This is a genomic window from Ochrobactrum sp. SFR4 (genome assembly GCF_019730395.1).
In the GTDB taxonomy this organism is placed as follows: domain Bacteria; phylum Pseudomonadota; class Alphaproteobacteria; order Rhizobiales; family Rhizobiaceae; genus Pseudochrobactrum.
This window is the reverse complement of record NZ_JAAPBB010000003.1, coordinates 118,447-140,094: the sequence shown is the minus strand read 5'-3', so window position 1 is coordinate 140,094 and position 21,648 is coordinate 118,447. Positions and strand designations below refer to the sequence as shown.

Below are 21,648 nucleotides of genomic sequence, written 5' to 3'. Positions count from 1 at the left end.
CAACATACTTTCTCTCCTGAGGCGGATCTTCTTTTCAGAGATTACGCCTCAGGAAAAAGCAAATTTATCAGAACTTGCTCGACATACCAAAATTGAAGTTCTGAACTTTGTCGGAATCTTCTTTCTTAATAGGAATAGCATAGTCAAAGCGCAGCGGACCGAAAGGAGAAGCCCACATCAGACTTACACCAGCCGAAGCTCGCAGTGCACTGCCGGTTCCAATTGCACCTTCAGTCTTGTTACCATAGAGCGTTGCAGCATCTGCGAAGAACGCACCACGGATACCAAGGCTTTCCGGAACAACCGGCATCGGGAACTGAACTTCAGCGCTGGCGTTGAAGTAAGTTGTGCCACCGAGCCAGTAACGGTCACCGTTCTTAGCATCCTGATAAGCACCGATACCGTTATATTTAAAGCCGCGGATCATGTCAGTGTTACCTTTGAACATATCAAAGATACGAACACCATCATCGTTGAAGGCATGAATATAACCACCACCGGCAGTCAGCACACCAACAACATCAGCTTCCTGCAGCAAGGTCTTATAATAGCTTGCTTTTGCAGTTGTCTTAATAAACTTGGCATCACCGCCGAGACCAGCAAATTCCTGACCGAAACGCGCATAAATACCATCATGCGGGTTGTTCGGGTTATCGATCGTATTATAGGTCAGAGCATAAGAAATCGACGACCTAATCCATGGGCTCTGGTCTGCAGCTTCAATCAAAGCCGGAGCATAAAGCCATTCTTTGTTTGTGCCCTTGGACGGATCAGCTGGATCATAAAGACCATCAAGATCATTACCACGCAGCTTATACTTTTCCTGAACCAGATTATAACCGATGCTCGCACCGAAGTTATCAGTAATCGGCAGGCCAAAACGGATCGTACCACCGGTCTGTTCTACGTCATACTGGTCTTTAACACGGTACGATTTGCGGAAAATATCGAAGCCTGCAGAAACGCGCTGACCGAGGAAGTAAGGCTCGGTGAACGAGAACGAATAGTTACGGGCATCATCCTGACCGGCACCTGCACCGATACGGATATACTGACCACGGCCAAGGAAGTTACGCTCTGCAACCGAACCTTCAACCGAAGCACCCGGTGTTTCACCACCCGATGTATAACCTGCACCGATGGAGAACTCACCTGTAGGCTTTTCAACAACATCAACGATCAGCACAACCTGATCCGGCTCAGAACCCTGAGCGGTCGAGATATTAACTGTCTGGAAGAAGTCCAGAGCCTCGAGACGACGCTTGGCGCGTGTAATCATAACCTGGTTGAAAGCATCGCCTTCGCCCATGTCGAATTCACGACGGATAACGTAGTCACGGGTCTTATCGTTACCGCGGATTTCGATACGCTGCACGTAAGCGCGCGGACCTTCTTCCACGTTATAAACGACCGAGATTGTGCGGTTTTCAAAGTTACGATCGCCGCGTGGCTCAACCTTAGCAAAGGCATAACCGCTGCCGGCAACGCGCTCAGTTACAGCTTCAACCGACTTTTCAACGTCGTTGGCGCTGTAAACTTTACCTGCGCGGGTCTTCAGCATACCGCTAAGCGCTTCAGTATCAACACCGGCGATTGAGCTTTCAACCTGAACATCGCCGAATGTATAACGCTGACCTTCTTCAACAGTGAAGGTGATTGTATATTCGTTTGTCGCAGGATCCAGAACCGCATTGGACGAAATCACGCGGAAGTCAGCATAACCACGGTTGTAGTAGAAACGACGCAGCGCTTCTTCATCTGCCTGCAGACGATCTTCGCTGTAAATATCGCCGCGTGTCAGCCATGACAAAGGATTGGTGCGCTTGGTGGAGATCACGTCACGCAGACGACGACCGCCGAAAGCCTCATTACCTACGAAATCGATATTGGCGATTTTTGTACGGCCGCCTTCAGTGATTTCATAAACAACGTTTACACGACCCTGACCGAGATCAACCGTGCGGGCGTTCACAACAGCGTCGCTGCGGCCAACATTGCGGTAAGCCTGAATAATGGCCTGACGATCTGATTCCATCTGTGCAGGATCAAAAGGACTACGTGCCTTCAGCTCCACTGCACGACCGAGGTCAGCATCCTTGACCTTCTTGTTACCCTGGAAGAGTACGTTGTTAACAACCGAGAACTCGGAAACAGTGACAACAAGTGCACCGCCCGACTGGCTGATACGAACATCAGAGAACAAGCCCATATTGAAAAGGCTTTTTACAGCCGCATCAATATCGGTATTGGTGAATGACTTGCCAGGCTTAATGCCGATGGCACCACGAATTGTCGATGCATCAACCCGCTTGTTACCGCGAACGTCAATACGACTAACGACTGCTGCCTGTGCAACACTCACAGTAGCAAATGAGATCGCTGACGTTCCGGCAGCAACCATTGCTACCGACATAGCGACCGCAGAAGCAGCACCAAAGAACTTTGAATTTGCCGTCATAGGTCTATTTAACCTTCGTTTCGTTGCCCCGGGCCGTAATCCGGGAAAATAGCGCATAATGCAAACTGTAATAACCAGTTTTCATATACAAGCAAGCTTCACTATTAAAATCTGTTTACTTCATTCCCGAACGTGGCACAGGTGCCACGCAAATCCAATAGCATGGTAAACAGATTATTGCTTTTCTTGTATAATCCCCTCGTATTTTACACAATTCGTTAATGTTTCAATTCAACAGCTTGAGCCTTGCCCGGTTCAGATTAGCAGCCAAAGAGATCATTGTAAAAGACGAATCCCATAAAGCCGAGAACGACAAAGAAACCAAGCCTGAAGAATAATTCCTGTACTGCTACCGGAACAGGACGTCCCAAAACAGCCTCTCCCGCATAAATCACCAGATGCCCGCCATCAAGAGGGGGAAGTGGAAATAAATTGAACAATCCAATGCCAACCGACAACATTGCAATCAGCTGAACCAGCCATTCGAAGCCGTGTTGCGCCGCTTGTCCCGCCATATTAGCAATTTTTACGGGCCCGCCCAGCTGACATTTATCTTCACGTCCCATTACCAGTCTCTTCATAAAAGTGCCGGTACGGCTGATGATATGCCCTGTTTCGGCCACAGCCTCACCCACCGATTCGAGCGATGAATACTCGACCTTGCGGTAGTTGCCTGTGTCTTTGGTGATCGTCACACCGATCACACCGAGCTTGATTTTATTACCCAGTGCATCAGTCTGCTCCATAATTTCAGGAACAGCTTTCAGGTTGATTTCCTGCCCGTCGCGTTCAACCGTAAAAGACAGCTCATCACCGCTGCGTCCGTTCACAATACGTTGCACATCGGCAAAAGTATTGATCTGCGTACCTTCCACATTGATGAAACGGTCACCCGGTTTAAAGCCTGCCACAGCGGCAGGACTGCCTTCATTAACCTCTGCAATTGTCGGATCAGCAACAAGGCGTCCGTAGCTGGCAAAGAAAAAGCTCAGAATGGCAATTGTCAGCAGAAAATTGAATGCAGGGCCTGCAAAAACCGTTGCTGCCCGCTTCCAGACCGGTTGCGTCGCAAAAGCAACTTTGCGCTCGGCTTCAGTCATAGCGGACAAACCCTCGCCGTCCGGCGCACTGGCGGCATTCATATCACCGGCAAATTTCACATAGCCGCCAAGAGGAATCGCACAGAGTTTCCAGCGTGTGCCGTTACGTGCCGTATAGCCGATCAGCTCCGGCCCGAAGCCGATAGAAAAAGCCTGAACGCCGATACCGCACAAACGGCCGACAATAAAATGTCCCATCTCATGAACAAAAACAACAACGGCCAGAACGAGAATAAACGGAAGTAATGTACCAACCAGCAGACTGTCGCCGCCGAATAAATATGCAAGGGGATCACCCAAAACTCTAACTCCCGTAATTCAAAATCTCAAAATATGCTTTTATCGCAGCGGTACTTACAAAGGCTGCAAAACAATGCCGATAAACATTGCTGAGGGCGAATCCGGCCCTGTCACCAGAGCGCCGATAATATAGAGCATGACAGCCGCAACAATCAGACCATCCACCCGATCCATCACTCCGCCATGCCCCGGCAGCAGCTTACCGGAATCCTTGGCTCCGAAACGACGCTTGACCCACGATTCTCCGAGATCGCCCATCTGCGAGGCAACCGAGAGTGCAATAGCCAGAATAACCATCGGATATTTCACGCGGTCAAAACTGAAATAGCTGACTGCCGCCGCAGCAATCATTGCCGCAACGACGCCGCCAATTGCGCCGGACCATGTTTTATTCGGAGAAAAACGTGGAGCCAGCTTCGGCCCTCCAAGACTGCGACCAGTGAAATACGCAAAAATATCTGTCGCCCAGACCAGTGCGAAGAGATAAATAATTGCAATCAGACCCGATGCCGTTTCGCCACGCAGGACCGCCAGACAGACCATCGGCACACCGGCATAGATCAGCCCTGCCGCCGTCCAGTTAGAGCGCTGAATCAGGAAAACCGCGCCGGCTGCGATAATGGCCAGAATCTGGATTGCCGGAACCTGTATCAGCATAAGCCCCGCAGCCACCGAGAGTACCGCCCAACCTGCTGTCAGACCGGAACGTGTCTGCTTCGAAGCGCTCAGGGTTGTCCACTCATAGAAAATCGCGAAGCCAATCACGACAGCCAGTACACGGAAGCTCATACCGCCCAGCCAGATCAGCAGAATTGTAACGGGCGCAAGCACTGCTGCCGTCATGATACGCAATTGAAGATTGGACACGAAAACCCTCGCCCCTAAGCCTGTCTATTTATGATCCGGCAAAGCTGATACGCACAGCTTGCACCTAACCCGCATTATGCCGCAAAGGCACGACTTCAGTTTCACCGGACAGATTTTGCATGTCGTCAGCTTCCAGCCCGCCGAAACGGCGAACCCGCTTCCGATATTCATCAATCGCTGCGAATAAATGCGCAGGCTTGAAATCCGGCCAATATTCCGGGGCGAACAGAAATTCTGAATAAGCCGCCTGCCAGAGCAGGAAGTTAGACAGCCGCATTTCACCGCTGGTACGGATAATCAGGTCAGGATCCGGAATATCTGCTGTATCAAGTCTTTCAGAAATCATTTCAGCCGTGATCGCATCCGGCTTCATCTGCCCTGCCGCAACAGCTTCGGCAATCTGACGCATTGCGCGCGCCAGTTCGTCCCTCGCCCCGTAGTTAAAGGCAATCACAAGGGTCAGGCCGCTATTAGCTGCAGTTAATTTCTCGGCTTCATTAAGAAGCGCACAAATATCAGAGGCAAGATCATCACGCGCGCCGATAATGCGCACACGGACATTCTGACTGTGAAGCTTATTCAGATCACGGCGGATGAACAGCTTCAGCAGTCCCATCAGTTCCGTGACTTCGGAATTCGGACGTGACCAGTTCTCGGAAGAAAATGCAAAGAGGGTAAGAAATTCCAGCCCTTTATCCCCTGCAGCACGCACAATGCCGCGCAGAGCATCCACACCCGCTTTATGACCGGCAACACGCGGCAGACCGCGCGCTTTAGCCCAACGACCATTGCCATCCATAATAATGGCGATGTGGCGCGGATCGGACATTCAGGCATATTCCTTTTTTTGACAAAACGGCTGCCGTCAGGCGCCATGCTTATCCGGTTTAAGAACTTAGATAATTATCAGCATCAGACTGCAACCAGCAACAACATGCATAATTATTCTGTACTACAATAGAATCCGCAAAATGTCTTTTGCACGGCCACTCCGGCATTCACTATGCGCATTCGCGGATATATTCTTTTCACCGGAGATATACGGCAGTCTCAGATATCAGAGTGGTTAATTGATACTGAACCACTCTGATGCCTGTTCTTACAGTTTAGAGCGACCTTTATGCGCCCGATCGGGCGAATGGTGCCTTAGACCTGCATAATTTCCGCTTCTTTAGAAACCAGAAGCTTATCAACTTCTACAATGGTTTCGTCGGTCATTTTCTGCACTTTGTCAGACAGGCTGCGGCTGTCATCCTGACTGATGGTGCCGTCTTTTTCCAGTTTCTTCAACTGATCCATACCATCGCGGCGCACATGACGAACGGCAACTTTAGCACCTTCAGCATATTGGTTCGCAATTTTAACCAGTTCCTTACGGCGCTGTTCGTTCAGTTCCGGCAGCGGCACACGCAGTGTCATACCGTCAGTGATCGGGTTCAGACCCAAACCGCTGTCACGAATTGCACGTTCAACCGCACCGACCATGCTCTTGTCCCAAACGGATACAGACAGCATACGGGCTTCAGGAACAGTAATCTGCGCCACCTGATTGATCGGCATGGTCGAACCATAAGCTTCAATCGTCAGCGGCTCCAGAAGGCTTGCCGAAGCGCGTCCGGTACGCAGACCACCCAAATCATGTTTGAAGGACTGAATCGCGCCATCCATACGGCGTTTCAGATCGTTTACATCCAGAGCGTCGCTCATAATATCTCTCCTTGGGCGTACACCAAACATCTTGCGCTTTTACAGCGCATAATACTGCCTGATAGTCGGAAACAGGTTTCGGACCACACAATTCGCTTTTTGTTTAGAACAGCTTGACGCAAATGATAAGCACAAAATCAAAGCTTTGCTGAATTGAATCTGTGTACACACACAGATTCAATTCAGGAACCGTTACTTATCAGGCGTCTGTCACAACCGTGCTGCGGCCTTTGCCCTGCAAAATCTGCGCAAAGCCGCCAGCTTCATGAATGGAATAAACCACGATCGGAATGCGGTTTTCCTGTGCCAGAGCCACTGCTGTCACATCCATCACGGCCAGACCTTTATCCAGCACTTCCTTGTGTGTCAGACGGTCGAAACGCGTGGCAGACGGATCCTTCTTCGGGTCGGCGCTGTAAATACCATCAACCTGCGTGCCCTTGAACAAAGCGTCTGCACCAATTTCAGCAGCACGCAGAGCGGCGGCAGAATCGGTTGTGAAGAACGGGTTACCGGTACCACCGGCAAAAATAACAACCTTGCCCTGATCCATGTAAGCAGTTGCCTGACGCTGCGAAAAGCTCTCGCACAGTTCCGGCATAGCAATAGCCGAAAGTACAACCGCATCAACACCCTGCTTGACCAGAGAGGTGCGAAGAGCCAGCGAGTTAATCACTGTTGCCAGCATGCCCATATGATCGCCGGTTACGCGGTCGCCGCCTTTGGAGGCAACAGCCAGCCCGCGGAAAATATTACCACCGCCGATAACCACGCCAACCTCAACGCCGAGCGCACGCGCTTCGGCAATATCACTTGCAATGCGGTCAGCAACGGACACGTCAATGCCAAATCCCTGCTCACCCATCAGCGCCTCACCTGAGGCTTTGAGGAGAACCCGCTTATAAAGTGTTTTGCCTGTCATGGGATCCCTTTTATGGTTCGCTCAGTCTTTACCAGCTGGTAAGAAGAGTTATGCTCGAATTTGTCCGACCTGCATCACGTGCGCGTCATAAAACCAGCCCGCAGACTGACTTCACCGCCAAAGCGGCTACACCCTATGAGTGACATGAATGCAAGACAACATGCCTGAATTAAGCCGGAAATGAAATGGCTGCCTCCTGTCGTGACAAACCCGCCGGAAGCACCAGAAACTGGCCGGCATGATGACAGGAAAAAGCTGAATTGATTTCGCATACATGAAGCACGCAGCATTGTCACGTCATGCACAGCAATAACTGACAATTTTTATAATGCACACACAAAAAAATAGAGCGGTCTCCGGAGAAACCGCTCTATTCTATAGATTACAGCTCTATGCAAAGCAAAATCGCTTCGCATCATGCCATATTAGCCTTTGTTTACGGCAGCAACTTCAGCAGCGAAGTCGGTTTCTTCTTTTTCAATGCCATCGCCCAGAGCGAAGCGAACAAAGCCGGTTACCTTAGCAGGCGCGCCGATTGTTTTTTCTGCTTCTTTAAGCGCAGCTTCTACGCTCAGGTCTGGGTTGATAACGAAAGCCTGCGACAGAAGAACAACTTCTTCGAAGAACTTGCGCATACGGCCGTCAACCATCTTGGCGATGATTTCTTCCGACTTGCCGGACTGACGAGCCTGATCAGCAAAAATTGCTTTTTCGCGCTCAACAGCAGCAGCATCAACTTCCGCAGATGTCAGAGCCAGCGGGTTGGTTGCGGCAACATGCATAGCGATCTGACGACCGATAGCGCTCGCTGCTTCTGCATCACCGGTTGTTTCGATAGCAACCAGAACGCCCAGCTTGCCGAGACCATCTGCAACGCCGTTGTGGATGTAAGAAGCAACAACACCGTTTTCCACGCTCAGAGCTGCGGAACGACGGAATGCCATGTTTTCACCGATGGTGCCAACAGCATCTTTAATAGTGTCAGTTACAGTCTTTTCCGAACCCGGGTAGGTTGCGTTTGCAACGGCATCAGTTGAACCGTCGGTGCCCAGAGCAACCTTGGTTACGTTCAGAACGATTTCCTGGAAAGCAGCATTACGGGCAACGAAGTCTGTTTCGGAGTTAACCTCAACAACAACAGCTTTTTTGCCTTCGCTGGCAACGCTTACCAGACCTTCAGCAGCTGTACGGCCGGCTTTCTTGTCAGCTTTAGCGATACCCTTCTTGCGCAGCCAGTCCATGGCAGCTTCCATATCGCCATTATTTTCGTTCAGAGCGGTCTTGCAGTCCATCATGCCTGCGCCGCTGAGTTCACGAAGTTCTTTAACCATTGCTGCGGTAATGCTCATTGTCGCCTCTCAGAGAAAGCAGCAGACATCCGGCAAAGCGGCATGCCCGCTATGGATCATTGTTCAGACAGCGGACCTGTCTTTTATCCAATGACCGATTAATCATTACAGCCCGCATTGCAATTCCTGCAAAACGTCAACTGTATACATACGGGATAGCAGGAGCCGAAAAGGCTCAATTAAATGAGACACAGATTTCACCGTTCGCGGACGGAATCAGAAACGACTCACCCGTTTCAGATATTTACCGGTTTAAAACTTCAGTTTTTTGAAGCTCTGCAAACACGGCAAATTGTGTCTTTTAAGCAGAATATCTGCCGGACCTGAGAACAAATCCGGCAGACAAGAAAACGAATTAAGCGTTTTCAGCAGCTTCCAGAGCTGGCTCAACAGGAGCTTCAGCCTGCGCACCGATATCGATACCCAGAGCGCCCTGCTGACGCATAATGCCGTCCAGAGCCGCTTTAGCAATCAGATCGCAATAGAGCGAGATTGCGCGAGCAGCATCATCGTTACCCGGGATCGGGAAATCGATCTGGTCTGGATTACAGTTGCTGTCGATAACAGCAACAACAGGGATACCAAGACGCTTGGCTTCCTGAATTGCAATCGATTCCTTGTTGGTGTCGACGATGAACATCAGGTCAGGAACGCCGCCCATATCCTTGATACCACCGAGAGCGCGGTCCAGCTTTTCGCGTTCGCGTTCCAGAGTCAGGCGTTCTTTCTTGGAATAACCCTGAGCTTCACCCGACAGCAGTTCGTCAAGCTTGCGCAGACGCTGGATCGAGTTGGAAATGGTTTTCCAGTTGGTCATCATGCCGCCGAGCCAGCGGGAGTTGACGTAATACTGAGCCGAACGGCCAGCAGCGTCAGCAATGATTTCCGAAGCCTGACGCTTGGTGCCAACGAACAGAACGCGGCCGCCACGGGCAACAGTATCTGATACAACCTTCAGCGCATTGTGCAGCAGAGGAACGGTCTGAGCCAGGTCAAGAATGTGGATGTTGTTACGTGCACCATAGATGAAAGGTGCCATTTTCGGGTTCCAGCGGTGTGTCTGGTGACCGAAGTGAACACCAGCTTCCAGAAGCTGGCGCATGCTGAAATCAGGCAATGCCATTGTATTTTCCTTTTCCGGTTGAACCTCCACGGGCTGAGGCACAAATGTGCCACCGGAGGCGTTGTGCGGATTTCTCCCGCCCATAACCCAAATCCCGTGTGTGGAATAATGCGGCTGGTAAACGATGAATGAAGAAAATGCAAGCCCTGCACAGGCAAAAACCGTCAGGAGCCGGATCGCAGCCCTCATTATCAAATATTACACAGCCATAAGACTATAGCACAGGGACATTCCCGCCGGAACACTTGTTCTGCAGCGGAAACATCCCTGCCCGTATCTGCGTTTAAACAGCTTCATAGGCCGGATAATCGGTATAACCCTTTTGCGCACCGCCATAGAAAGTTGTGTGATCGGCCGGTGCCAGCGGCCAGCCGCGTTGCATACGCTCGGCCAGATCAGGATTTGAGATATATGGCCGGCCGAAAGCAACCAGATCTGTAAGTCCTTCATCAAGAACACGCTCAGCCGTTTCCTGCGTGTAGCCACCGGCAAAGATCAATGTACCCTGATAAACCTCACGGAACTTCTTCAGGAAATTGCGGCCTTCTTCTTTTGCCAGCAAGCCACCGGCATTGCCGATATGAATATAAGCCAGTTTGCGGGCAGACAACCCGGCAGCCAGTGTCAGCCATGTTTCTTCCTCGCCGTCAAAGGCATGAAGATCAAACAGACGGCTGAAAGGTGTCAGGCGAATACCAACACGGTCAGAGTCGATACGTGCAACGGCCGCATCAACAACCTCCAGTGCAAAGCGGATACGTCCGGCAATTGTCGCCCCGCCATAGCCATCTTCACGCTTATTGAAACCGGCATTGATGAATTGCTCGATCAGATAGCCATTTGCACCGTGAATTTCGACACCATCAAAACCGGCTTTGACAGCATTCTCCGCAGCATCGGCAAATTCTCCGGTAATGCGGGCAATATCATCAGCATTCAGTGCACGCGGCGCGCTGGGTGCTACCAGCCCCGGTGTACCGCCCTCACCAAGTGCGAAGACATTTGAGTCTTTTGCAATCTCCGCAACCGGCGCGACAGGCGCAACACCGTTCTTTTGTACCGAAACATGGGAAACACGTCCGACATGCCAGATTTGCGAGAAGATTTTACCGCCTTGCGCATGAACAGCACTTGTTACTTTTCTCCAGCCCACCACCTGCTCGGCAGAGTACACTCCGGGTGTATAGAGATAGCCGCGCCCCTCATCGGAGATTGGCGTTCCTTCACTAACGATCAGGCCGGCTCCGGCACGCTGGGCATAATATAATGCTGTGTCGCTGTTCGGCACTGTATCAATTGCGCGTGCGCGTGTCATAGGCGCCATCACCACGCGGTTCTTTAGCGGCACGCCATTAAGATCATAAGAGGAAAAAAGATCGGACATTATAATACCTTTGCTTATAAAAATTATCCGCGCTGCCACAGCACGCACAGATCAACTCCAGTTACAAAGATATTTATAGTCAAGACTACAGAATACAAGGCACGGAAATTCAATAAAATAAAAAAAGCGGCAAATCCGTTTCCGGAAATGCCGCCTTTTGATCGAAACCTGTAGAATTTATGCCGTATTATTCGCAGGAAGCCGCGGCTGCCGGTTTAAACATTTCCAGATTGACCAATGTGCCTTTCATGGAGAAATCGCCGTAATCCATATTCAGATCACGGGTTACACCGTTGCGGTAGAGTTTAAAATTCACGCGATAGACGGGCAGCCCTTCGTCGTTTTCTTCATCATCAAAATAAGCGACGGTCACAGGCCAGCTTTCCTGCTTAGCCACCTCACCCATGACTTTCGTCTCACTGTCCTCAGGCAGCACCTGCCCTTTACCGATCACGGCTGTGGTCGCCATGATCTTATTGGCATCATCGGAACCGTCAAAAATTGTCGTCTGATAAAAAGTGTCGCCCTTTTGCGCGCGAACAAGCAGTTCTTCCATATGACGGGTCGGGAACTGCGACAGTGCCAGTTTGAGATCCTGCTTTTCAGGCTTGGTCAGCGCCACATCCATCTGCTTGTCGCCTAGCACCGCATTCCCGCGCACTTCTTTAAGCAGCTCTTTATCGACAAAGGTTTTATTGACGAAACGGAAGCGGCTGCCGTCACCGGCTTCAAAAGTGGTGGTCTGCTGATCTGTGACCCGCTGATCCTGCCCTTCCATATCAATACGGGTCACGAAACGGAAATTCGTTGTATAACCTTCGCAAGCCGAACCGTTGAACTCATAGACCATACGTCCGGTTACACCGGCAATGCCGGATTTTTCATCGGCGCGTTCCAGTGTCAGATCATAAACTGCGCGATGCGGCAGAAGTGTGCTTCCTGCATAAGCTGCTGTGCTCAGCACTGCAGGAACAACAAAACCAGATCCGAACACAAGGGCCTGCAAAATGGGGGCCTGCAAAAAACGCATAAAGATTCTCCGATAAATTTATCGCCATGTTAAAATAACTCATGGCGGAAGCGAGGCAAAAATCACAGCTTTTGCTATGCTCCACTGATTCTGTCAGTTTGAACTTTATTTTTGTATATGCATGACACCTAAAACACACAGATCAGGCATACACATTCATACCAACAATGAAGAGCCCGACAATGAAGGGCAAACTGTTAAAGAATCCCTGCGGAACATAAACCGCCCCAAAATGACCTTATTGTTTGCCGTCCACTCTCATGTGACGGTAAAATAAAACAGGAAAGAGCGCCATGACCTCGACAATCGAAACCCGCCTCAAAGATCTCGGCATCACCATTCCAGAATCCGCAGCACCGGCTGCGGCTTACCTGCCTTTTTCCCAGAGCGGCAATCTGCTGTTCACCTCCGGCCAATTGCCACTGAAAGACGGCAAACTCGTTTCCACCGGTCTGGTTGGCCGCGACCTGACCATTGAACAAGCACAGGAAGCTGCAAAATATTGCGCTATCAATGTGCTGTCACAGGCAAAAGCGGCTCTGGGTGGTGATCTTTCCCGCATCAAGCGCATTGTTAAAATCACTGTATTTGTTGCGTCTGTTGTTGATTTCACCGATCAGCACATTGTTGCCAATGGCGGCTCACAGCTGTTCATCGACGTTCTCGGCGATGCCGGCAAACATGCCCGCTCCGCTGTTGGTATGGCTGGTCTGCCGCTGAATGCACCGGTTGAAATCGAAGCCGTGATTGAGGTTGCCTGATTATGAGCGCTGCGCCTCGTGATGAACTGAAATGGCTTACCCGCCGGCCGATTGCCCATCGCGGGTTGCACGATATGAATAAAAAGGTCTGGGAGAACACTTTTCCGGCCTTCAGTGCAGCCATTGCAGGCAATTATGCCATTGAATGCGACGTGCATCTGACCAAAGACGGTGAAGTCATCGTGTTTCATGATGATGTGCTGGATCGCCTTGCCGGTCGCGAAGGCCGCATTTGTGATCTGACACTGGCCGAGGCTCAGTCACTGACCATCGGCACCACACATGATCACGCCCCGTCACTTCGTCAGATGCTTGATCTGGTTGCCGGACGCGTGCCGCTGGTTATTGAACTCAAAGGCATTGAAGGTCAGGACGAAGGTCTGGTTGCCGCCGTTGCCAAAGAGCTGAAAAACTATCAGGGCGAAGCGGCGATTATGTCCTTCGATCATCACCTCATCCGCCGCTTCCGCAGCGATGCACCGGGTGTTGTTGCTGGTCTGACCGCTGAAGGTACCCGCGCCGCCGATATGGAAGCGCATTTTGCTATGCTCGCGCATGATGTGGATTTTGTATCCTATAATTTCCACCATCTGCCAAACCCGTTCATAAGCTTCTTCCGCACCGTGCTCAACCGCCCTGTCATCACATGGACGGTGCGCAGCACTGAAGAAAAAGCTGTCAGCGATATGCATGCACAGCAGATTACATTTGAAGGCTTTGTACCCGACAGCGTTATCGCCTGAGGCAACACTATCTTACCGGCGCATAGTGTGATGCGCCGGTAAAAATCAGACATGATAAAACGGGTGGGAATGGTTGATTGCTATGCGTGAGGAAGCAGAGGAAGAAACCGGCATTATTTTGCGTAACATCAGCTCAATGCAGGGCTTCAGCCCTGATGAATGGGCACTGTTTTCTGAAACGAGCAAACAGCCTGCTTTCCTGTCCACAGACGACATTACTGCGAACAAATCCTATAATCCGTTTCTGTCCTATGCCTATTTGTCTGCGCTGGAAGATTCCGGCTGTGTCGGTGAAAATACCGGCTGGCTGCCCTGCCATATGCGCCTTGAAACACAACAGGGCGTATTGCTGGCCGCAGCTCCTGCCTATCTGAAATCCCATAGTCAGGGTGAATATGTGTTCGACCACGGCTGGGCTGAAGCCTTTGAGCGTGCGGGCGGTCAATATTACCCCAAGCTGCAACTGGGTATTCCGTTCACTCCGGCAACGGGCGCACGACTGCTTACCGCAGAGAATAACCCTGAATTACGCCGCCTGCTTGCCGGTGCCGTTGCGCAATTCACTGATCAGAACCAGCTGTCATCCGCCCATGTAACTTTTGCGGAAATGCCGGACATTCAGGTTCTGGCAGAGACTGGCTTCCTCCATCGCAAAGATCAGCAGTTTCATTTTAAAAACAACGGCTTTCAGGAATATAATGATTTTCTAGAAGAACTTATTTCCCGCAAACGCAAAGCCTTAAAGCGCGAACGCCGCGAAGCTCTGAGCAATGGCATTTCCATTGACTGGCTAACCGGCAAAGATCTGACCGAAGATATCTGGGATCAGTTCTACGCATTCTATATGGATACCGGCAGCCGTAAATGGGGTCGTCCATATCTCAACCGTGAATTCTATTCGCTGATAGGCGAACGCATGGGCGATGATATTGTGCTGATCATGGCCAAGCGCGACGGACGCTATGTTGCCGGTGCGATCAATTTCATCGGTGGTGACCGGCTGTTCGGCCGTCACTGGGGCTGTATCGAAGATCACCCGTTTCTGCATTTTGAAGTCTGCTATCATCAGGCCATTGATTATGCCATTGCGCATAAATTATCAGTGGTAGAGGCTGGCGCACAGGGTGAACACAAACTGGCGCGCGGCTATGAGCCAGTCACCACCCACTCCGCCCATTATATCAGCCACTCAGGCTTTCGTGATGCCGTGGCGCAATATTTGCGCCGCGAGGTCCGCGAAGTCGAAATGAACAACAGCTATTATACGGAACACAGCCCGTTCCGTAAATTTCATCAATCTGAATAGGGAGCCATCCATGACCACGCCTTATGCCAGCGACAATATTTTCGCCAAGATCCTGCGCGGCGAAATTCCGAGCCATAAAATTTATGAAGATGATGATGTCTATGCATTTATGGATGTGATGCCGCAGGGCAAAGGCCACAGCCTTGTCATCCCGAAACAGGGTTCACGCAACCTTCTCGATGCAGACAGCGCCGTGCTGGCCAAGCTGGTTGCAGCAACGCAAAAAATTGCAATTGCGGTGAAGAAAGCCTTTGATGCTGATGGTGTCACGGTCATGCAGTTTAACGAACCGGCGGCAGGCCAGACGGTTTTCCATCTGCATTTTCACGTCATTCCGCGTTTTGAAGGCGTTGCCCTGACCGGTCATACCGGTAAAATGGAAGATCAGGCTGTTCTTGCTGAGAATTGTCAGAAGATTATCGCAAGCCTTTAATCTATAAGACTTATATCTCTGTCCATACCGTTATAAAATAAGAAGTCCTGCGAGCAGCAGGGCTTCACCGGTCAGCACACCGACCAGAATACGCTGCCCTGCCAACAGAAACGCCACAAAGCCAAGAATGGCAGAACCAGCCCGCAGCCACATCGGCGAATTCGCAAGTTCACCCGTCGGATATAGAATAAGCTGGGCAATCACCCCCGCCACTAAGGCTGTGGCCACACAGCGCACCAGCACCAGAGCTTGCGAATCCTCGCGCATCTTGCCGCCAACCAGCACGCCGAGAAAGCGCCAGATATCCGTCGCCAGCGCACCGGCGATCAGGATGAATAAATATGGCCACCACCATGTATCAAAGCTCGTGAAATTCATGACAGCACTTCCTTCTGAGCCTCTTTCCGGCGCAAATTCTGCACATAGAGATGGAAGCCAAAGGCCACCGCACCACCGGTCAGGCCGGTGAGCAACAGATCATAACCCGGCGCAATGGCATGCATCACCGGAAAGATCAGCAAACCGCTCAGCAAAGCTGCTTTACCTGCCTGTTCACGCGATGAGCGCCAGAGTGAGGTGAGAAAATACATCGGTGTCAGCATGAAAAGCGCTGCAAAGAGCAGCGGCGGAAAACTGGCTGAGAGCAGATAAATCAGTGCCACAACAGCCGCATTGGTCAGTACCAGTGTCACGCCGATACCGGCAAAATAGCTGGTGCGCAGATCGCGCGGAATATGGCGCAGCTGCTCCATAGCCATGACCCATGCGGTCACCGCCACAAAATGCGAGAGAAACAGCAAGGTGATCTTGCGTGAACGCGGCCCTTTGAGTTCAGGCAACAAGGCCACAACCATCGGCATCAGACGCACAGAGGACAGTGCCACAGCCAATGCCGCAGCGGCCATTGAACTACCGGCAGAAATCGCACCGATCAACACGACTTTGGCAGGCAGAGCCCAGATAGTCAGTGTCATAAACACCGCCTGCCCCATGCTGATACCACTCTCAATCGCCAGACCGGAAAAGCCGATAAAGGAGCTGATCAGCAGCAGTGCGGGTATGCTGAATATGTTACGCGCACCACGTCCGAACCATTGCAACCGCTCCGCAAAGGATGAAACGGCATCCGCATTATAGTCATCTGCATTATGATGCGCTTTTGACAACTGTGACGCAGACTGGCTTACAGGCGGCTGATGATCTGGCATGGGAAACTATCTTACATATAAATGTCAGCATATATGACATTATTGTTAGACCCAGCCCATGTGCTTTGCAATGCTGTCAAAAGCAGTCATTCGTAACAGGCATGAAGTTCTTATCATCAAGCCTGTTATGCATAGTCCGTTCAAGACACATGAATGTAAAATCGCGACAGAATGCCCTTATCAAAGACAAGGCTGGCAAAAGCCTCCGGTAAGAGATAAGCCCTTTTGTCAGAGCAGTTTACGTTTAGGTTAATCTTCAACTTCTGCTCTTACGCCGATACTGCGTATTAAAAGCATATGTATATGCGACTAACTCTCTGGCTCCTCCCTGTCAGAGATCCTTCGAATATAGGTTTCCCATGCTAGAAGATCGTATCCGCAATTCCTCCCTTCAAGATAAAGTTGTGACACCTGCTGAAGCCGCTGCCCTTATCAAAGACGGGATGACAATCGGCATGAGCGGTTTTACCCGTGCCGGCGATGCCAAAGCCGTGCCGGTTGCCATGGCTGCACAGGCTAAGACCACACCATTCAAAATCACCCTGCTCACCGGTGCATCGCTCGGCCATGATGTCGATAAAATCCTCACCGAAGCCGGTGTGCTTGCCCGTCGTATGCCGTTTCAGGTTGACCGCACTTTGCGCGCCGCCATCAACCGCGGTGAAGTGATGTTTATCGACCAGCATCTTTCTGAAACTGTTGAGCAATTGCGCTCCAATCAGATCGGGCCGGTTGATTATGCAGTTATTGAAGCCATTGCCATCAATGAAGACGGCGGTGTTATCCCGACAACCTCTATTGGTAATTCGGCCAGTTTCGCCATTCTGGCGAAGAAAGTGATTGTTGAGATCAATCTCAGTCACTCTCTGGCACTGGAGGGGCTGCATGATGTCTATATTCCGACCAAGCGCCCGTCCCGCGATCCGATTCCGGTCGTGTCCTGTGAAAGCCGCATCGGCACGCCTTATATTCCGATCCCGCCTGAAAAAATCGCTGCGATTGTTATCACGGAACAGTCGGACAGTGCTTCACTGATTGAGCCGGCGGACAGTGAAACCTCGGCCATTGCCGGTCACCTGATTCATTTTTTTGAAAGCGAAGTGGAAAAAGGCCGTCTTGACCTGTCCCTCAACCCGCTGCAGGCCGGCATCGGCACGATTGCCAATGCGGTTCTGACCGGTCTTGTGGACAGTCCTTTCCATCATTTGCGCATGTATAGTGAAGTCTTGCAGGACAGTACATTTGATCTGATGGATGCAGGCAAACTGAGCTTTGCCTCGGCCTCCTCAATCACACTCAGTCAGGCATGCGGCGAGCGCGTTTTCGGCAATTTTGACCGCTACAAAGACAAACTTGTGCTGCGTCCGCAGGAAATCAGCAATCATCCGGAAGTTATCCGCCGCCTCGGTATTATCGGTATCAACACCGCACTGGAATTCGACATTTACGGCAATGTGAACTCTACGCATGTGGCCGGTACACATATGATGAACGGCATCGGCGGTTCGGGTGACTTTGCACGTAACGCCTTCCTCTCGGTTTTCGTCACCAAATCAGTGGCTAAGAATGGTGCAATTTCCTCAGTCGTGCCCATGGTGCCACATGTTGACCATACGGAACATGATGTGGATATTCTTGTGACCGAACACGGTCTTGCTGATCTGCGTGGCCTTGCTCCGCGTGAACGTGCATCCGTGATTATCGAGAATTGTGCCCATCCGGATTACCGCCCGCAATTGCGCGACTACTTTGCCCGCGCCTGTGAGCGTGGCGGCCAGACTCCGCATATTCTTGAAGAAGCCATCTCGTGGTATGCACTCAAAGAAAAAACCGGCACGATGCTGAAGAGCTGATCCGGCTTTCAGCATATAGGTTCTGCCAAAAAAAAAAGCGCCCGTTTCAAACGGGCGCTTTTTATTTTATTCCTTTGTTCTTGGAACCTTCGGCACTGAAGCCGATTTACGCTTCGGTTCCGTTGCCTCCGGAGCAGAGCTGCTATCGGCTGCAACTTTGGCCGGTTTCTTTTCCGGCTTGGCCGCGGCTTCCCCAACCTCCTCGTCAGGCTGTTCTTTCTGTGGCTTGACCGGCTTGGCCTTCACCACATCCATTACCAGACCGGTTTTACCATCCGGTTTTTCGCCGGTAGTGACTTTGACCGTGCCGCCATTCTTGAGCTTGCCGAACAGCAACTCGTCGGCCAGCGGCTTCTTGATATATTCCTGAATAACACGACCCAGAGGGCGTGCACCCATGCGTTCATCATAGCCTTTGTCAGCCAGCCAGTTGATAGCCTTCTTATCCAGTTCAAAAGTCACGCCGCGATCAGCCAGCTGGGCTTCCAGCTGCATGATGAATTTCTGCACCACTTTATGGATAACCGGTACAGGCAGCGGGCCAAACGGAATAATCGCATCCAGACGGTTACGGAATTCCGGCGTGAACAGACGGTTGATCGTCTCCATATCGTCACCTTCGCGACGTGTGGAGCCAAAGCCGATTGCGGCTTTGGCCATATCTGCCGCACCGGCATTGGTGGTCATAATCAGAATGACATTGCGGAAATCAATCTGCTTGCCATTGTGATCTGTCAGGCGGCCATGATCCATAACCTGCAACAGAATGTTGAACAGATCCGGATGGGCTTTTTCGATTTCGTCGAGCAGCAACACGCAATGCGGATGCTGATCCACGCCATCGGTTAGCAGACCACCCTGCTCAAAGCCGACATAACCCGGAGGTGCACCGATCAGACGCGATACGGTATGACGCTCCATATATTCGGACATGTCGAAACGCAGCAGTTGTACGCCCAATGTGCTGGCAAGCTGCTTGGCAACTTCCGTCTTACCCACACCAGTCGGACCGGAGAACAGATAAGAACCAATCGGCTTATCCGGCTCACGCAGACCCGCACGCGCCAGTTTGATCGCAGAGCTGAGCGATTCAATCGCCAGTTCCTGACCATAAACCACACGCTTGAGATCTTTCTCCAGGCTGGCAAGCACCTGCTCGTCATCCTTGGAGACAGTTTTCGGCGGAATCCGCGCCATGGTCGCCACGGTCGCTTCAATCTCTTTGATGCCGATAACCTTTTTACGTTTGGCTTCCGGCAGCAGCATCTGGCTGGCACCGCTTTCATCAATCACGTCAATCGCCTTATCCGGCAATTTACGGTCGGTGATATAGCGGGCGGACAGCTCCACTGCGGCGGTGATCGCATCATTGGAGAACTTCACTTTATGGAAGTCTTCAAAGTAAGGTTTCAGACCGCGCATAATTTCAATGGCATCCGGAATAGTCGGCTCGGCCACATCAATCTTCTGGAAACGGCGCACAAGTGCCCTGTCCTTTTCAAAGAACTGGCGGAACTCCTTGTAAGTCGTTGAGCCGATGCAGCGAATCTGCCCTGAAGACAATGCAGGCTTCAGCAGATTGGATGCATCCATCGAGCCGCCGGATGTGGCACCCGCACCGATAACGGTGTGGATTTCATCGATAAACAGCACGGCACCCGGATAATCTTCCAGCTCCTTGACGACCTGCTTCAGACGCTCTTCAAAGTCACCGCGGTATCGGGTACCAGCCAGCAGACTGCCCATATCGAGCGAGAAGATTGTATCATTGAGCAAAACTTCCGGCACATCGCCGTCAACAATGCGCTTGGCCAGACCTTCGGCAATCGCGGTTTTACCCACTCCCGGATCCCCCACATAAAGCGGGTTATTCTTGGAGCGGCGACACAAAACCTGAATCGTACGGTTGATTTCGCTTTCACGGCCAACCAGACGGTCGATTTTACCGGCTTTGGCTTTTTCATTGAGATTGACGCAATAGGCGGTCAGCGCATCAATTTTCTTTTTGCTCTGTTCTTCATTCTCAGGCTGCGCTGAATCTTCAGCACTATGCGCCTTGCCTTCGGTCAGGTCATCACTGACACCCGAACGCTTGGAAATACCATGAGAAATATAATTGACCGCATCATAGCGGGTCATTTGCTGCTCTTGCAGGAAATAAGCCGCATGGCTTTCCCGCTCGGCAAAAATTGCGACAAGCACATTGGCGCCCGTCACTTCATCGCGGTTTGACGACTGCACATGGATAACCGAGCGCTGAATCACCCGCTGGAAAGCAGCTGTCGGCTTGGAATCCTCATCATAACCGGTCACCAGATTATCCAGCTCACGGTCGATATAGTCGGTGACAGTCTTTTTAAGCTGCGCAATATCGACATTGCAGGCACGCATAACCGCGCCGGCATCTCTGTCATCAATCAGAGCAAGCAGAAGATGCTCAAGCGTGGCATATTCGTGATGACGTTCATTGGCGATGGTCAGCGCCTGATGAAGTGCTTTTTCAAGGCTTTGGGAGAATGTTGGCATTGTACCTCACTTTTTCTCCATCACGCATTGCAGCGGATGCTGATGTTGACGGGCGAAATCCATCACCTGCGTCACTTTGGTTTCGGCAACTTCATAAGTATAGATACCGCATTCACCGACCCCGTGATTATGGACATGCAACATGATACGTGTCGCATCTTCACGGTTTTTCTGGAAAAAACGCTCCAGCACATGAATAACGAAGTCCATCGGCGTATAGTCATCATTCAGCAGCAGCACCCTGTACAGGCTTGGCCGTTTTAAGCGGGTTTTCGTCCGCGTAATAACAGCCGTACCATTACCTGGGTCCTTAGGGTCATCATCGTCACTGCCCATCACAGGCCCCGTGACAGGAGACATAGCCTGCATCAAAGGGAGAACCTGTAAAAAATGGTCTGCTGCACACATTCCTGATCGTATCCGTCCTGATCGTATCTGTATTTTCTGAAGTCACGCTGTATGGCGGAAAACCACACATCGTAGACCTATTATGTAGGTTGAAACGCGGCAATGTTAAGCCCCGCAGAACACAAAGCCCGACACGTCCTCATTCACGCCCAGAGTATCGCGCCTGCAGG

General features: G+C 51.2%; 19 protein-coding genes. 5 read left to right on the top strand and 14 right to left on the bottom strand.

Going from position 1 to position 21,648, the window contains the following annotated elements; all coding sequences use genetic code 11:
• Positions 1-67: 67 nt before the first annotated feature.
• From bamA to HBA93_RS04710, 10 genes are all read right to left on the bottom strand, one after another.
• A complete protein-coding gene (bamA, locus tag HBA93_RS04755) occupies positions 68-2,458 on the bottom strand; it encodes an outer membrane protein assembly factor BamA (protein ID WP_122092157.1) in 2,391 nt (796 codons plus the stop codon).
• Between the two features lie 260 nt (positions 2,459-2,718).
• Positions 2,719-3,858 carry an RIP metalloprotease RseP gene (gene rseP / locus HBA93_RS04750; protein WP_221722509.1) on the bottom strand — a complete coding sequence of 380 codons (1,140 nt, stop codon included), beginning with the start codon at positions 3,856-3,858 and terminating at the stop codon, positions 2,719-2,721.
• A gap of 54 nt (positions 3,859-3,912) precedes the next feature.
• Complete coding sequence (locus HBA93_RS04745) at positions 3,913-4,725, bottom strand: phosphatidate cytidylyltransferase (RefSeq protein WP_221722508.1); 813 nt, start codon at positions 4,723-4,725, stop codon at positions 3,913-3,915.
• Between the two features lie 64 nt (positions 4,726-4,789).
• On the bottom strand, positions 4,790-5,554 hold the full coding sequence (locus HBA93_RS04740) for an isoprenyl transferase (protein ID WP_121992654.1): 765 nt from the start codon (positions 5,552-5,554) through the stop codon (positions 4,790-4,792).
• A 317-nt stretch (positions 5,555-5,871) separates the two neighbouring features.
• The gene (gene frr, locus HBA93_RS04735) at positions 5,872-6,432 is read right to left on the bottom strand and encodes a ribosome recycling factor (RefSeq protein ID WP_121992655.1); all 561 of its coding nucleotides are present in this window, start codon (positions 6,430-6,432) and stop codon (positions 5,872-5,874) included.
• A gap of 199 nt (positions 6,433-6,631) precedes the next feature.
• Positions 6,632-7,354, bottom strand: coding sequence for a UMP kinase (gene pyrH / locus HBA93_RS04730; RefSeq protein ID WP_121992656.1), 723 nt, complete (start codon positions 7,352-7,354; stop codon positions 6,632-6,634).
• Positions 7,355-7,779: 425 nt separating this feature from the next.
• Positions 7,780-8,703 (bottom strand): translation elongation factor Ts, encoded by a 924-nt coding sequence (gene tsf, locus HBA93_RS04725; RefSeq protein ID WP_122092160.1) that lies wholly within the window; start codon positions 8,701-8,703, stop codon positions 7,780-7,782.
• Between the two features lie 355 nt (positions 8,704-9,058).
• Positions 9,059-9,826 carry a 30S ribosomal protein S2 gene (rpsB, locus tag HBA93_RS04720; protein WP_122092186.1) on the bottom strand — a complete coding sequence of 256 codons (768 nt, stop codon included), beginning with the start codon at positions 9,824-9,826 and terminating at the stop codon, positions 9,059-9,061.
• Between the two features lie 283 nt (positions 9,827-10,109).
• Positions 10,110-11,210, bottom strand: a complete 1,101-nt coding sequence (locus tag HBA93_RS04715) for an alkene reductase (protein ID WP_221722507.1) — start codon at positions 11,208-11,210, stop codon at positions 10,110-10,112.
• A 187-nt stretch (positions 11,211-11,397) separates the two neighbouring features.
• The gene (locus HBA93_RS04710) at positions 11,398-12,240 is read right to left on the bottom strand and encodes a cell envelope integrity EipB family protein (protein ID WP_121992658.1); all 843 of its coding nucleotides are present in this window, start codon (positions 12,238-12,240) and stop codon (positions 11,398-11,400) included.
• A gap of 293 nt (positions 12,241-12,533) precedes the next feature.
• Here HBA93_RS04710 and HBA93_RS04705 point away from each other — a divergent pair, with 293 nt between their 5' ends.
• From HBA93_RS04705 to HBA93_RS04690, 4 genes are all read left to right on the top strand, one after another.
• Positions 12,534-13,001: a RidA family protein gene (locus HBA93_RS04705; RefSeq protein ID WP_221722506.1), complete on the top strand. Its 468-nt coding sequence runs from the start codon at positions 12,534-12,536 to the stop codon at positions 12,999-13,001.
• 2 nt (positions 13,002-13,003) lie between these two features.
• Complete coding sequence (locus HBA93_RS04700) at positions 13,004-13,744, top strand: glycerophosphodiester phosphodiesterase (RefSeq protein WP_221722505.1); 741 nt, start codon at positions 13,004-13,006, stop codon at positions 13,742-13,744.
• Between the two features lie 82 nt (positions 13,745-13,826).
• On the top strand, positions 13,827-15,050 hold the full coding sequence (locus HBA93_RS04695) for a GNAT family N-acetyltransferase (protein WP_221722504.1): 1,224 nt from the start codon (positions 13,827-13,829) through the stop codon (positions 15,048-15,050).
• A 10-nt stretch (positions 15,051-15,060) separates the two neighbouring features.
• Positions 15,061-15,483, top strand: a complete 423-nt coding sequence (locus HBA93_RS04690) for an HIT family protein (protein WP_221722503.1) — start codon at positions 15,061-15,063, stop codon at positions 15,481-15,483.
• A gap of 30 nt (positions 15,484-15,513) precedes the next feature.
• Here HBA93_RS04690 and HBA93_RS04685 read toward each other — a convergent pair whose 3' ends face one another.
• Together HBA93_RS04685 and HBA93_RS04680 are read right to left on the bottom strand one after the other, a co-directional pair.
• A complete protein-coding gene (locus HBA93_RS04685; RefSeq protein WP_221722502.1) occupies positions 15,514-15,861 on the bottom strand; it encodes an AzlD domain-containing protein in 348 nt (115 codons plus the stop codon).
• Positions 15,858-16,526 carry an AzlC family ABC transporter permease gene (locus HBA93_RS04680; RefSeq protein WP_353619323.1) on the bottom strand — a complete coding sequence of 223 codons (669 nt, stop codon included), beginning with the start codon at positions 16,524-16,526 and terminating at the stop codon, positions 15,858-15,860. Before HBA93_RS04680 ends, HBA93_RS04685 begins: the two co-directional genes overlap by 4 nt.
• Positions 16,527-17,050: 524 nt before the next feature.
• On the opposite strand from HBA93_RS04680, the gene scpC reads away from it, so the two are divergent.
• Positions 17,051-18,544 (top strand): succinyl-CoA:acetate CoA-transferase ScpC, encoded by a 1,494-nt coding sequence (scpC, locus tag HBA93_RS04675; RefSeq protein WP_221722501.1) that lies wholly within the window; start codon positions 17,051-17,053, stop codon positions 18,542-18,544.
• Positions 18,545-18,610: 66 nt separating this feature from the next.
• Here the strand turns inward: scpC and clpA are convergent, their stop codons facing one another.
• Both clpA and clpS read right to left on the bottom strand, forming a co-directional pair.
• A complete protein-coding gene (gene clpA / locus HBA93_RS04670; RefSeq protein ID WP_221722500.1) occupies positions 18,611-21,070 on the bottom strand; it encodes an ATP-dependent Clp protease ATP-binding subunit ClpA in 2,460 nt (819 codons plus the stop codon).
• A 6-nt stretch (positions 21,071-21,076) separates the two neighbouring features.
• Positions 21,077-21,430, bottom strand: a complete 354-nt coding sequence (clpS, locus tag HBA93_RS04665) for an ATP-dependent Clp protease adapter ClpS (protein WP_121992929.1) — start codon at positions 21,428-21,430, stop codon at positions 21,077-21,079.
• Positions 21,431-21,648 lie beyond the last annotated feature (218 nt).

Bases quoted from the DNA above. Each gene is read 5' to 3' on its own strand.
- bamA (WP_122092157.1), bottom strand. From the start codon at position 2,458: ATGACGGCAAATTCAAAGTTCTTTGGTGCTGCTTCTGCGGTCGCTATG.
- HBA93_RS04740 (WP_121992654.1), bottom strand. From the start codon at position 5,554: ATGTCCGATCCGCGCCACATCGCCATTATTATGGATGGCAATGGTCGT.
- frr (WP_121992655.1), bottom strand. From the start codon at position 6,432: ATGAGCGACGCTCTGGATGTAAACGATCTGAAACGCCGTATGGATGGC.
- pyrH (WP_121992656.1), bottom strand. From the start codon at position 7,354: ATGACAGGCAAAACACTTTATAAGCGGGTTCTCCTCAAAGCCTCAGGT.
- tsf (WP_122092160.1), bottom strand. From the start codon at position 8,703: ATGAGCATTACCGCAGCAATGGTTAAAGAACTTCGTGAACTCAGCGGC.
- rpsB (WP_122092186.1), bottom strand. From the start codon at position 9,826: ATGGCATTGCCTGATTTCAGCATGCGCCAGCTTCTGGAAGCTGGTGTT.
- HBA93_RS04715 (WP_221722507.1), bottom strand. From the start codon at position 11,210: ATGTCCGATCTTTTTTCCTCTTATGATCTTAATGGCGTGCCGCTAAAG.
- HBA93_RS04710 (WP_121992658.1), bottom strand. From the start codon at position 12,240: ATGCGTTTTTTGCAGGCCCCCATTTTGCAGGCCCTTGTGTTCGGATCT.
- HBA93_RS04705 (WP_221722506.1), top strand. From the start codon at position 12,534: ATGACCTCGACAATCGAAACCCGCCTCAAAGATCTCGGCATCACCATT.
- HBA93_RS04700 (WP_221722505.1), top strand. From the start codon at position 13,004: ATGAGCGCTGCGCCTCGTGATGAACTGAAATGGCTTACCCGCCGGCCG.
- HBA93_RS04695 (WP_221722504.1), top strand. From the start codon at position 13,827: ATGCGTGAGGAAGCAGAGGAAGAAACCGGCATTATTTTGCGTAACATC.
- HBA93_RS04690 (WP_221722503.1), top strand. From the start codon at position 15,061: ATGACCACGCCTTATGCCAGCGACAATATTTTCGCCAAGATCCTGCGC.
- HBA93_RS04685 (WP_221722502.1), bottom strand. From the start codon at position 15,861: ATGAATTTCACGAGCTTTGATACATGGTGGTGGCCATATTTATTCATC.
- scpC (WP_221722501.1), top strand. From the start codon at position 17,051: ATGCTAGAAGATCGTATCCGCAATTCCTCCCTTCAAGATAAAGTTGTG.
- clpA (WP_221722500.1), bottom strand. From the start codon at position 21,070: ATGCCAACATTCTCCCAAAGCCTTGAAAAAGCACTTCATCAGGCGCTG.
- clpS (WP_121992929.1), bottom strand. From the start codon at position 21,430: ATGTCTCCTGTCACGGGGCCTGTGATGGGCAGTGACGATGATGACCCT.